Origin of the sequence: Thalassospira permensis NBRC 106175 (assembly GCF_000714555.1) — a bacterium.
Taxonomy (GTDB): domain Bacteria; phylum Pseudomonadota; class Alphaproteobacteria; order Rhodospirillales; family Thalassospiraceae; genus Thalassospira; species Thalassospira xiamenensis.
On record NZ_AUNC01000012.1, the window covers coordinates 230959 to 243637 of the forward strand.

Consider the following 12679-nt stretch of genomic DNA (forward strand, 5'->3'; position numbering starts at 1 on the left):
AGGTAATTACCCTAATTAAGTTTGATGCTGATTTCGGTTTTGACCGAATTGGCAAGAAAGCAGGCCTCGTGGGCCGCGTGATGCAGTTCGGCCTCGACCTCGGCCGTCGGCGCTGCGGCGGCATAGGTGACCTTGGGGCAAAGTTCGACTTTGGTGATGACTGTTTTGCCGTCCTGCTTTTCCATGACACCGGTTGCAGCATCGACATAACTGTCGACGACGATTTTCCGGCGTGATGCGAAGTCAAGGAAGAACAGCATGTGGCAGCTTGAAAGGGCCGCCACATAGGCTTCTTCGGGGTCGACATTTTCGGCGACGGAACAGGGCAGTGGCACGACATGCGGGGATGAGGATGCGGGGACTTCGACCCCACCGTCAAACCGCCAGAGATGACCACGGCTATAGCGGCGGTCGGCAAAGTTTGCGCCGTCGCGTTGCCAAGTGACTTCTGCACCGAAACTGCTCATTGAGGGGCTCCGTTTCCGGGGTGGACGACAAGTTGTCGTGATGTGATGCCGATGTGTTTTTCAATGATTTCGACGGCTTTGTTGACATCGCCAAGGCTGCATACGGCTAGCAAGTCATTATGTTCTTCATAAAACGCTTTGCGCGCCTGCGATCCTGCGGGTTGCCGGTGATAGGAACGGCGCGCTTCGCCGCGTAATTCGTCAATCATCTGCAACAGGCGACTATTACCACACGGGGCATACAGGGTCCGGTGAAAGGCGATATCGAGCTCCTCGATGATCGCCGGGTCTTCTTCTTCAAAAAGATCGTCGTTCAGGCGGATCCCCTTGCGCAGGTCGCGTTGTGTCAGATGCGGGATCGAAAGGATAAGAGCGGTTGATTCAAGTGAAATACGAATTTGCGACAGTTCGTGGGCCTCGTTGGCGCTTAAACCGTTTACCGCGAGGCTGCGGTCGGAACGTTTGGTTAGCAACCCGTTTGCCAGCAAGCGTTCCAGCGCTTGACGCACCGGCTGGCGGCTGACGCCAAATCGTTCGGCCAGCCGTTCCTGTTTCAGGATTGTGCCGGGCGAAAGGGTGCCGTTTTCGATTTCGCTTTGAAGCGTTTCTGTAATTTTATTTGGATCCATGGATCCAAATTCGTGCAAATTTGCCAAAGAGTCAAGTGGGTTCCGTTGGGATGAATTCACCCGAAATTTGATGCGACAGCATCGTAAATCCCGGTCGCATTTTATTTGTATGAGGATTTAACCTGGGGCATTGTCGAGGTGGTGTGGACGTTGGGCGTTTGCCCGAGGGATGCTCAAGGGCTCCGGGGGCTAAGGGGGCGGCGGTTTCGGCGGGCATTCCCTCGAGTTATTGGGCCGGGATGGCTGCGGTCAAGGTGCTGTCGGCCGGGGCGGTTTTGGAGATGAAGTCGATCACGCGATTGACCGCATTGTCGATATCCTCGTTCAGGATGCCGTGCCGGTCGGATGCGAGCATCTGGATATCCAGTTTGCTGCATCCTGTGGCGTGGCGTTTGATCAGGGTGGCACTGGCGGGGTCAACCACCTGATCGCCGTCGCCCTGCAAAATCAGGATCGGACAGGCGATATCGGGCAGACGGTTTTGCATTTCGGCAACCGCCTGACGCAGATTGTGCAGGCCGCCAATCGGGATGTTGCGGTAATTGATATCGGGATGTTCGGATTCGTTAAGCCGGAAACTGAGCATTTCCTGTGCCGAAGGTACCCAGCCCATCAGTTTGTTGGCACCATAAAGCAACGGCACAAACATCAGGTTGCGGTTTCGGAATTTAAGCGGTGTTGATGCCACGACGAGCCCGGTCAGTTTTTCGGGCCGGTCGGCTGCCAGAATGGTCGACAGCGCCCCGCCGGTTGAAAAGCCGACAATAATGATGTTGTCGCAAAAGGCCGACAGGATTTCATAGCCGCGCCGAACCGATGCCAGCCAGTCACCCCATGTGCGTTTTTGCAATTCATGCGGTGATGTGCCGTGCCCGGCAAGGCGCACCCCCATTACGGCATAATCGCGCGCGGCCAGCCGATCCCCAAGATTGCGAAGTTCGGCCGGAGAGGCAAGGAAGCCATGCACGACCAGAACGCCGGTGGTAAAATGTTCGTTGCCATTGGGCAGCAACAGATAGGGGCGGCTATCGGCGGTGGCGGTTTCCTGATCGTTGATTGAGGCATATTTCGGTTTTTGATATTTCGCGCGGTTCCATTGCCATGCGCGGATTTCATCATCAAACCGGCGTTTGGCAAAATCGCGCAGTGTCAGGTGATCGACTTCGTCCCGCGCCTTTTCAAGCGCAGTCCAGGCCGCATTGATCGGGGCCATTTCATTGGCATAGACCATCACCGGATTGTCCATGCGGATCTGGTCAAAAGTGGCTTCTTCCTGCAATTTCGGCAGGAAGCAATATTTGCCATCAGCGCGTTCGATCAGGCCAAGTTGTACAGCGGCATCGATATATTCGCGGATCTGCGGGCATTTCAGATCAAAAATGCCAATATAATCTGCCGGGTTGCGCATGCCGCGATGCAGATGAACGCCTTCGGCCTGCTGGACATTTTTGATCGCCAGATAAAGGGTGCGGTCGAAATGGGCGATATCGACCTCGGTCACGCCATCGGCCAGCCACATCATGATCAGGCGCGATGCCAGATGACTGACATTGAGCGTGAGGTTCGAATACATCACCGCCATGCAATGATCGCGAAGCGGGCTGATATGGCGGGTAATGGCGTATTGCGTGATGCGATCCGGGATTTTTTCAAGCGTCTTGGCCGGGCGGAACAGATCATCGATGCAGGTCGCGGTTTCAACCCGATGGGCCAGCAGACGCCGGTCAATCCAGTTGAATTGATGGCGTGGATCAACCGGATCGCCAAGCCGGATATCCATATCCGTGCGTTTGAACAGAAGATTGCCTTCGATGATCAGTTCTTCGGCCATCTTGGGGCTAAGCCCGCCGGCGAAAAGATCGGCACCGCGCGCCAGCAGGTTCTGATCAACGCGGAGCGGATGGAAGGTGATGTTGGCGGGAAACATCAGGGTCGGCTTGGCAAGGGCGGCTTTGAGAATTTCGGGCGTGGTATCAATCGCAGTCGCCCAGCGATCAAGTTCATCGTGTTTGCCTTTGTCCAGCAGCATCGACAAACCGGTTTTAAAACCATCGATGCAAAGTGCGAGCAGGGCCGCGCCGGTGTGATGGGCGCGCCGTTGATCGGCGGAGCGGGAATAGATGCTGTAATCCGGGCGTTTGGGATGCGGGCGTTCGGCGGCCAGAACGCGCCGGTCCTTGACCATGCCGCCTTCGGGAAAGATCACGACCTTACCGCCGCGCAGGATTTCTTCGGCAAGGAACGGCAGCAGACGTTCGTAATCATTTGGCACACCGCCAAGAGCCCGCAAGTACCGAGAAAATTTGTTGTCTTCGACGAAAAACTCGCCCGACGCGATGGACCGGCAAAACACCCCGGTTTCAAGCGCGATCAGATATTGCGGGATAAAGGTTTCAAACCGGGCGAAATGGTTGAACATGAAAATGTCGCCCTGGGCCAGGTGATCGCGGTCGCCATGCATCTTGATGTTGATGTCGACCTTGGCGCGCAGTGCGGTCATGGCCCTGAGGGTCCATTCGCAAGTCTGGTTGCGGATCGCGAATTTTTCGCGCTCGATTTCCCGAAAGTTCTGATGCATGGGTGTTTCCGCCCCGAAGGCATGAATGCCGTGTTGATCGGCGTTATAATTAACTGCTGTTGTTTCCTTTAGGTCCTGATGCCTGAAACAGATATGTGTTTTCCCAACGGGTTTGAGAAGGCCAGATACACGCATCAGGCGAACAATCTGTGGCACGTATCTTTGCGTATCCCTATAATCGTTACGATACGTTAAATTACTGTTCTGTCCGGATAGCAGGCCATTTCGCCCCAAATATGGCCGTCAAATGCAACCGTCCGGTGCACCATGATCCCGCCCCGTCATGAAAACTGGAAAATCCGTGCTGCCACCAACCGCCGAGCCATCCCGGAAATCGATCTTTCAGGATCGCAACTTTGTCCTGTTTCTGATCGGGCAATGCATCACCACACAAGGACTTTGGGTGCAGAAAATCGCCATGTCGTGGTTGGCATGGTCATTGACCGGGTCGGCATTCTGGACAGGGTTGATTGCGGCACTTAATTTCGCCCCGGCTTTTATTCTGGGGCCGGTTTTCGGCGTGATGGCGGATCGGGTCAATCTGCGCAAAACGGCTGTGACATTGAACCTTATGATGGCGGCGACGGCATTTCTGTTGATGATGCTGTCGATGGCAGGGCAAATCAACCTGTTCTGGATGGTGGTTCTGGCAGGGGCGAACGGGGTTCTGGCCAGTGCGATGACGCCTATTCGGCTTTCACTGGTGCCGGTGATTGTTCAACGTGAATTCATGAGCCGGGCGGTGGCCTATGCGGCGATGAATTTCAATATTTCACGTCTGGTCGGTCCCGCCATTGGCGGTGTCGTGATCGCGACATGGGGAACCGGGGCGGCATTCATGATCAATGCGGCGTCCTATATCCCGATGATCTTTGTTCTGGCGACTGTCAAAATCCATGTAGAACGGGCACCCGATGCCAAAAGCAAGAGGGTTCTGGCGGCCCTTGTCGACGGGGCCAATTACGCCCTTCATCATCCGATGATCCGGTCTGTTCTGGCGCTATCGTGTTTTGTCGCACTGGTCGGAACCGGGATGGTTGAACTGATGCCGGTCTTCGCCGAGGCGGTTTATGACCGCGGCGTCACCGGGCTTGGCATGCTGGCATCGGCAAGCGGGGTTGGCGCAGTTGCATCGACATTCATGTTGTCGCGGGTCAGATCCGATCCGGCCGCCTTTCAGCGGGTGACGATTATCGGGGCCTTTGCCGCCGGATGCGGCATGCTGGGGCTTGGTTTTGCACCGTGGTACGAGCTTGCCGTGGTTCTGGTTGCGATTACCGGTTTTGGTTTGACGGCGGTCGGGGTTGGGTCGCAAACCGCATTGCAATTGACGGTGGATAACAAGCTGCGCGGTCGGGTGATGAGCTTCTGGAGTGCGACAAGCTTTGGCGGGATTGCCTTGGGCGGCACGATGCTGGGTGCGATATCGGAGGCCGGAAACATTCAATATACCGCACGTGGATCAGGGATATTGATTTTGTGCGCGGCGGTTTTCGGGTTTTGGCGCTTGTATCGCATTGCGACAAATAGTTCGAAACCTGCCACAGAAACGGCAAAATGATCTTGTTTTTCGGGGCTCTTTGTAAACGCTTGTTTAAAACTCGTCGGGTTAGGGTGACGGATCATTTTGCATTTCTTGGGGGAATATCGCATGCGGCTGGCGGTCGTTATCGGATTTTGTATGCTTGTATCGGGATGCTTTGCATCTGCAAGTACACCAAAACCCAATAGCGGCCTTGAAAGTGACGGCGTTTCGACCGTGACCAATGTCAGCTTGCCGTCATCGCGTCTGTTGCCATTTGCCCCCACCGACGAATTTTTGCAATGCGTGCCTTATGCGCGTGCTGTGTCGGGCATTGAAATTTATGGCGATGCCTGGACATGGTGGGATCAGGCGAAAAATACCTATAACCGGGGCAAAAAACCCGAAGTCGGTGCGGTTCTGGCGCTGAAGAAGACATCGCGGTTGAGATACGGGCATGTGGCGGTGGTTGCCGCCATCCTCGATAGTCGCAAGATCATGGTCAATCATGCCAACTGGGGCAGCGATTCGCGTACGCGGGGCAAGGTGCATTATCGCCAGCCGGTTGTCGATGTTTCGCCCAATAATGACTGGTCTGAAGTGCGGATGATGAACACGATCGGCACGTTCGGCCGGGTTTATCCGGCGCATGGCTTTATCTATCAGCCACACGAAACCGCCGAAGCCCACTAGATTTTCCGTCCTTTTCCTGCCTGCTTCCCTCTTCCCGCTTTCCTGGCCCGTTTATAAAAAAGACGAAGGCCCGACTGAGGGGCGCTTCGCCAAGGGGAACCTTGTGCGGGTGGGCCGCACAAGGTCGGGGGTTGATGTGGATATTTTCAGGCCGCCGATGCCGGAACCGGACCAAGCGCTGCAAACAGGGCGGTGTCGCAATCTTCTTCCGGGTTTGGTGTGGTCAAAAGTTTTTCGCCGTAGAACACCGAATTGGCCCCGGCCATCAGGCACATGATCTGGGCTTCGCGCGTAAGGTCGGCGCGCCCGGCCGAAAGGCGAACGGTGGATTTCGGCATGGTGATGCGCGCGGTTGCAACCATGCGGACCAGTTCAAGGGCATCGACGGGCTCGCGGTCGGCAAGCGGTGTTCCGGCCACTGGCACCAGTGCGTTGATCGGTACACTTTCGGGATGCGGCGCGAAACCGGCGAGGACATGGAGCATTGATGCGCGGTCCCGGATGCTTTCACCCATGCCGATGATCCCGCCACAGCAAAGATCGATCCCGGCACCCCTTACGGCAGCCAGCGTATCGAGCCGGTCCTGATAGGTCCGGGTGGAGATGATCTGGCTGTAATATTCCGGGCTGGTATCAAGATTGTGGTTATAGGCGGTGAGGCCAGCCCCGGCGAGGCGTTCGGCGTGGCGGGTTTCGAGCATGCCAAGGGTCACGCAGGCCTCCATGCCGAGATTGCGGACACCGCGTACCATTTCGATCACCGCGTCAAAGGCCGCACCATCGCGCACGCGACGCCATGCGGCCCCCATGCAGAAACGATCCGCCCCGGCGGCCTTGGCACGCGCCGCCATTTTCAAAACCATACCGGGGTCCATCAACTGTTCCCTGCCCAGCTTGACCTCGCGGTGGTGGGCTGATTGCGGGCAATAGGCGCAATCTTCGGGGCAGCCGCCGGTTTTGATCGACAGCAGGCTGGCTTTTTGCACCTCGTTGGGATCGTGATGGGTACGATGGACCGCGCTGGCGCGGCCCATCAGTTCAAGCAGGGGCAGGCGATAGATCGCCTCGATCTCGTCCACCGTCCAGTCGTGACGGAGGGTTTGATCGATTGCCGGGTTTTGTACGGGAAGGCTGTTCATCAGGCGGTGCCGCCTTTGTTGTGTTTGATGAAGCGGGTGCAGGCCGCACTGCCAAGGGCAACGAGGGCGATTTTGATGGTGTCGCCCAGAATGAACGGGGTGAAGCCATATTCAGCAACCTTTTCAAGCGGCACAAAGGCGGCAAGCCATGCCAGACCCAGAAGATAAACCGGGATCATACCGGCCATCATGATGCCAAATCGCGCCAGCATACCGCGCCCCTGAGCAAGCGCACCGACCAGCCATGAGGCAATCAGATAACCCAGCAGATAGCCGCCGGTCGGCCCGACCATATAGGCAAGCCCGATGCCACGTTCCGGCGTTCCGGCAAAGACCGGCAAGCCAGCCGCACCCGCCGCCAGATAACCCAGCATGGTGGCACAGGCGACGCGTGGGCCGGTGGCGAGTGCAATAGCCATGATCGCCATGGTTTGCAGGGTCATTGGCACCGGCCAGGAGGGAACGGTGATTTTGGCGCTGGCGGTCAGGATGGCGACACCGGCCAGAACCATCAGGCTGTATTTCATTCCCGATGATATGCGGGTTTCGGCCGGTTTGGAGACTGCATTGCTCATGGTGATTTCATCCTCCTCTGGATCGCATTCAAAATTATAGATAAAAAAGAATCTCATCTATTAATTACGCCGTGATCGGAGTGTGAAATCAATCCCCAAAATAGATAATTGGATGAAATTGGCCGATATTTGCGGAAATGTATCGTTAGTATATTGATTTATATGTTATATTTTTATCTATAAAATTGAAGATCTGCACATAAGCAGATGTCCTGCATTGCCAAAACGCAGGCAGGAACAGGTTCGAACCGTGGATTTTGGGTTCGGGAGACAGTTCTGGAAGGGGTCAGGAAAGGGTTTGCGGGCGGATTTTAGGCCCCGGTTTGGTGCCGATCCATTTGACGTGACGCGCAAGGGTGGCGGCAGCAATGTCAAACTGCCGTTCGCGGAGCGCCTTCAGGATGGCGCGGTGATCCTGATCGGTCGGGGCTTCCCATTCCATGCGGAAGCCGGAAAACAGGAAGCGGGCACTTGCGGCATGCAGATCGTCAATGGTTGCCAGCAGGCGGGGCATGCCGCACGGGGTCAGGATGAGGCGGTGGAAGGCGCGATTGGCTTCTTCCCATGCCCGGACATCGGGAGCATTTTCGCCCGCACGGTTGATCGCCTCTGCCTCGTCGAGAATGGCGCTGGTCAGGTGCGGGGCGGAATGGCGAAGGGCGAGGACTTCGAGGGATGCGCGCATTTCAGCGACTTCGCGGACTTCTGCGATATCAAAGCTGGCAACCCGAACACCGCGGCGCGGTTCGCTGACGACCAGCCCCTGTGCTTCGAGGCGGCGAAAGGCTTCGCGGACCGGCACGTGGCTTGCGCCGAATTCCTCGGCAAAATGGTCTTGGCGCAATTTCGTACCCGGTGCGATATGCCCGGCGATGATGCGGTCAGCCAGTTCGCGGGTGATCCTGCCTGTAACGGTATTGTCCATGTCACTTTTCATGATTTTATAGATAATTCGCGCGCCCGATTTTGTCGAGCACGCATATCCGTAACCGGTAAATTAATCGCGCGATATCAGGTTTAACAGTCCGGCGCACAATGTTCGTCGGGCATATCGGCGAATGCTTCGCGCAATGCCTGCGACCAGGCGTCAGAAAGGGCCTTGAACCCGGCATCTTCGGCATCAATCCGGCGATGTTCGGAGAATTGGCACGATCCTTCGGGTAGGACGGCAAGATCAAGCGGCATGCCTACTGAAAGGTTCGAACGCAATGTTGAATCCATCGACAGCAATGCGGCTTTGACGCCATCGGCAATTGGCGTTTCCGGGGTGATCACGCGATCAAGGATCGGTTTGCCGTATTTATGTTCGCCGATCTGAAGATAGGGGGTGTCTTCGGTGGCCTCTATAAAGTTGCCTGCCGCATAGACCAGAAACAGGCGCTGAGCCCCGCCCTTGCGCTGCCCGCCGACCATGATCGAGGCCGAGCTGCTTTCCTTGCGCTGTTCAAGGGTGTCCTGATATTTGTGCTGAACTTTCTGCATCGCCTCGCCCATCAGTTCAGCGACGCGAAACATGCTGGGCGCGCTCAGGATACAGTCGCCCGGTTCGGTTTCCGGGTTGTCGATGGCTTCCTGCAGGGTGCTCATGACTGCCTGCGTGATCGCGAGGTTGCCCGCCGTCAAAGCCACGATGGCGCGTTCGCCGGGGACTTCCCAGGTGAACATCTTGCGATAACGCGAAATGTTATCAAGCCCGGCATTGGTTCGGGTGTCGGAGAGGAACACCATCCCCTCATCAAGCATCAAGCCCACGCAGTAGGTCATCTTCTATTCTCGGGTCCGGCTATTGCTGTGATTGCGCAACGATGACTGTTACATCCAAATCCTCGTTTGCACCACCAGTATGTACACCCCGTATAGGTGTGGCACCCTGTGCATCAAGTCCAGACCCCAGACGAATATAATAATCGGTTGGGCAGCAGCGGTTTGCCGGGTCAAACCCGACCCAGCCCAGTTCGGGTAAATGCAGTTCCGCCCACGCATGGGATGCTTCGTGTGATTTGCCATCCTGATCGGCAAACAGATAACCCGATACATAGCGTGCGGGAATGCCAAGATGGCGGGCGGCCGAAATCATGACATGGGCGTGATCCTGACAGACGCCCTGACCATCGGCCAAGGCGTCGGCGGCGGTGGTATGGACATGGGTGCTGCCCGGGACATAGGCGACGGCATCGGACACGGCTGCCGAAAGGGCGTGGGCCCGTTCAAGCAGGTTATCCGGGCTGGTTCTCTTTTCGACTTTGGCAGCGAGTTTGCGGATCGCGGCACTGGATTTGGTGACCGGGGTCGAGCGCAGGAACACCGCAGGAAAGGCGCGTTCCTTATGCCCGCGAAGCATGCCGGTGGTATCGGTGGTTTCGACTTCTCCGGACACAACGACATCAACAGAATCAACTGGCCCGGTTGCGGTCAGCGTGCTGATGGTGTCGCCATTGCCATCGACAAATTCGGAATTGATGACGCATCCCTCGGCCTTGATCGACCAGCGGATGATTTTCTGTCCGTCAAACAGGGACGGCGTCAGCTTTAGACTTTGCACGACATAGCGTGCCGACGGGGAAAACCGATAATGGGTGCGGTGTTCAACAGTCAGGCGCATCTTACTGGCCCCCGAAATAATAGGTTTCGGCAATTGCCGATGACAGGGTCTGATTTCGTTTGAGAAAATCAGACAGGAATTCGTGAAGGCCCTGGCTGAAAATTTCGTCCATGCGGGTTTGGGTCAGCAGGGAATATGTTTCTACTGCCAGGCTGTGCACCGGGCTTCGTTGGCCGTAATGGCGGGCCAGATGTTCCAGATGGTTGGTGATCTGTTCCGAACAATGGGCCAGCGACCGGGGGCTGAAAGGATTGAGGATCAGGAAGTGCGCGATGTGATAGGGTGAATAATCATCGCGATAAACCCAGTGGAAGGCACGCAGGGATGATGCCGCCCGCAGAACCGTCGTCCATTGGTAATTATCGACACCGTCGCCGACCATACTGGTTTCGGGTAGCAGGACATAATATTTCACGTCAAGCAATCGTGCGGTGTTATCGGCGCGTTCGATAAAAATGCCAAGACGGATGAAATCGTACCCGTCGTTGCGCAGGATTGTTGAGTCGGTCGCGCCGCGAAACAAGGCACCCTGCCGTTTGACCCAGTCGATGAATTCAGGCAGATCGGTTTTTGCAAGGTTATGCATTGCCGTTCGGCGCAATTCCATCAGGGCATTGTTCAATGCTTCCCACATTTCGGCGGTGATGGCGGTACGCATGGCGCGCGCGTTGGCGCGTGCATTTTCAAAACAGTTCAGGATCGAAGACGAATTATCGCGATTGAAGATCAGGTAATCGGCAACTTCGGCCTGACGGAGTGGCATGTCGGGATCATAGCCCTGTGCGCAGCCCGAGGCCGAGAGAACCGACGCCCATTCTGACCGGTTGCCGTCGCCGGCGGCCGGCATCAGGGCCATGCGATAGCCCATTTCCATCAGTCGGGCCATGTTTTCGGCCCGTTCCACATAACGCGACAACCAGAAAAGGTTGTCTGCTGTACGACTAAGCATGTGACTTCCCTTTCTTCTCTACTCGGCCATGATCCAGGTGTCTTTTACCCCGCCGCCCTGCGACGAGTTGACGACTAGTGATCCTTCGCGCATGGCAACGCGGGTCAGGCCGCCCGGCGTCAGCCGGATGTCATCGCCGACAAGGCAGAAGGGGCGGAAATCGACATGGCGCGGGGCGATACCGCTTTCAACGAAGGTTGGACAGGCAGAAAGGGCAAGGGTCGGCTGGGCGATGAAATCGCCCGGATCGGCCTTGATGCGTTCGGCATAGGTAGCCTGTTCTTCCTTTGTCGATGCCGGGCCGACCAGCATGCCGTAACCGCCCGAACCATGGACTTCCTTGACGACCAGTTCGCCAAGGTTTTCCAGAACATATTTCAGGTCGTCCGGGTTGGCGCATTTCCATGTCGGTACGTTATTCAGGATCGGTTCCTGCCCAAGGTAAAACCGGATCATGTCGGGCACATAGGTATAGATTGCCTTATCGTCGGCAACACCGGCGCCCGGTGCCGAACAGATCGCAACCCCGCCTGATCGATAGACATTCATCAGGCCGGGAACGCCCAGCACGGAATCGGGCCGGAAACAGAGCGGATCGATAAAGGCATCGTCGATCCGGCGATAAATCACATCAACCCGGGCGGGCCCGCGCGTTGTGCGCATATAGACGCGGCCTTCGGACACGAACAGATCCTGCCCCTCGACAAGTTCAACACCCATCTGGTCGGCAAGGAAGGAATGTTCGTAATAGGCGCTGTTCATTGCACCCGGTGTAAGGACCACGATATTTGGCTCGCGATCGCACCGTTTGGGCGCGATGCTTTTGAGCGTCTTATGGAGCATGTCCGGATAGCTTTCGACCGGTTCGATCCGTAATTTCGAAAACAGTTCCGGGAACATCCGCATCATGATTTCGCGGTTTTCCAACATATAGGAAACGCCAGACGGGGTGCGGCAGTTATCTTCCAGCACATAGAAATCATCCGGGCCGACGCGCACGACATCAACGCCGACAATGTGGCTATAGACCTTGCGCGGGGGATCGATGCCGATCACGGCCGGCTCAAACGCGGCGTTCCTGAACACCAGATCGGCGGGGATGATCCCGGCCTTGATGATTTCGGCGTTGTGATAGACGTCATACAGGAAGGTGTTGAGAGCGCGTGCGCGCTGCTTGACGCCGCGTTCGAGCTTGCGCCATTCCGTGGCGGTGAAAATACGTGGAATAAGATCGAACGGAATCAGCCGTTCCGGATCGCCACCTTCGCCATAGACCGCGAAGGTGATGCCGATTTTGCGAAAAAGAGTTTCTGCCTCTAGTCGCTTCTGCTGGAGGGTTTCGGGCCCGCTGGCCTCCATCCAGTCAACCAGTGCGCGATAAGGTTCGCGTACTTCATCGTTCATCATCATTTCGTTGAACATGCACACTCCCCTTGCTTATCCTTTGATTAAAGGCGGTGCTGCAAGGGGCGGTCAAGCATGTTCACGGTTGAAATGTTTCTTTTTTCAGCAAAAACAGGATTTG

Annotated in this window: 12 protein-coding genes; 2 read left to right on the plus strand and 10 right to left on the minus strand. The window is 56.4% G+C overall.

Annotation, left to right across the window (positions count from 1 at the left end; genetic code table 11):
• Positions 1-11 precede the first annotated feature (11 nt).
• The 3 genes from SMB34_RS08265 to SMB34_RS08275 all read right to left on the minus strand — a co-directional run bounded on the left by SMB34_RS08265 (position 12) and on the right by SMB34_RS08275 (position 3674).
• Positions 12-467 carry an OsmC family protein gene (locus SMB34_RS08265; RefSeq protein WP_037989117.1) on the minus strand — a complete coding sequence of 152 codons (456 nt, stop codon included), beginning with the start codon at positions 465-467 and terminating at the stop codon, positions 12-14.
• The gene (locus SMB34_RS08270; RefSeq protein WP_037989118.1) at positions 464-1096 is read right to left on the minus strand and encodes a GntR family transcriptional regulator; all 633 of its coding nucleotides are present in this window, start codon (positions 1094-1096) and stop codon (positions 464-466) included. The genes SMB34_RS08265 and SMB34_RS08270 overlap by 4 nt, the downstream gene beginning before the upstream one ends.
• Positions 1097-1322: 226 nt before the next feature.
• Positions 1323-3674 (minus strand): alpha/beta fold hydrolase, encoded by a 2352-nt coding sequence (locus tag SMB34_RS08275; RefSeq protein WP_037989293.1) that lies wholly within the window; start codon positions 3672-3674, stop codon positions 1323-1325.
• Positions 3675-3975: 301 nt separating this feature from the next.
• Here SMB34_RS08275 and SMB34_RS08280 point away from each other — a divergent pair, with 301 nt between their 5' ends.
• On the plus strand, positions 3976-5235 hold the full coding sequence (locus tag SMB34_RS08280) for an MFS transporter (protein ID WP_240478780.1): 1260 nt from the start codon (positions 3976-3978) through the stop codon (positions 5233-5235).
• A gap of 120 nt (positions 5236-5355) precedes the next feature.
• On the plus strand, positions 5356-5889 hold the full coding sequence (locus SMB34_RS08285) for a CHAP domain-containing protein (protein WP_231858550.1): 534 nt from the start codon (positions 5356-5358) through the stop codon (positions 5887-5889).
• Between the two features lie 146 nt (positions 5890-6035).
• Here the strand turns inward: SMB34_RS08285 and bioB are convergent, their stop codons facing one another.
• The 7 genes from bioB to SMB34_RS08320 all read right to left on the minus strand — a co-directional run bounded on the left by bioB (position 6036) and on the right by SMB34_RS08320 (position 12576).
• The gene (gene bioB / locus SMB34_RS08290; RefSeq protein ID WP_037989122.1) at positions 6036-7028 is read right to left on the minus strand and encodes a biotin synthase BioB; all 993 of its coding nucleotides are present in this window, start codon (positions 7026-7028) and stop codon (positions 6036-6038) included.
• Positions 7028-7603, minus strand: coding sequence for a biotin transporter BioY (locus tag SMB34_RS08295; RefSeq protein WP_037989295.1), 576 nt, complete (start codon positions 7601-7603; stop codon positions 7028-7030). Before SMB34_RS08295 ends, bioB begins: the two co-directional genes overlap by 1 nt.
• A gap of 286 nt (positions 7604-7889) precedes the next feature.
• A complete protein-coding gene (locus SMB34_RS08300) occupies positions 7890-8528 on the minus strand; it encodes a GntR family transcriptional regulator (protein WP_240478781.1) in 639 nt (212 codons plus the stop codon).
• 92 nt (positions 8529-8620) lie between these two features.
• Entirely contained in the window at positions 8621-9367 is a 747-nt protein-coding gene (locus SMB34_RS08305) for a proteasome-type protease (protein ID WP_037989126.1), read from the minus strand.
• A 19-nt stretch (positions 9368-9386) separates the two neighbouring features.
• The gene (locus tag SMB34_RS08310) at positions 9387-10205 is read right to left on the minus strand and encodes a transglutaminase family protein (RefSeq protein WP_037989127.1); all 819 of its coding nucleotides are present in this window, start codon (positions 10203-10205) and stop codon (positions 9387-9389) included.
• Between the two features lies 1 nt (position 10206).
• On the minus strand, positions 10207-11154 hold the full coding sequence (locus SMB34_RS08315; protein WP_007088394.1) for an alpha-E domain-containing protein: 948 nt from the start codon (positions 11152-11154) through the stop codon (positions 10207-10209).
• Positions 11155-11172: 18 nt separating this feature from the next.
• Positions 11173-12576: a circularly permuted type 2 ATP-grasp protein gene (locus SMB34_RS08320; protein ID WP_007088393.1), complete on the minus strand. Its 1404-nt coding sequence runs from the start codon at positions 12574-12576 to the stop codon at positions 11173-11175.
• Positions 12577-12679 lie beyond the last annotated feature (103 nt).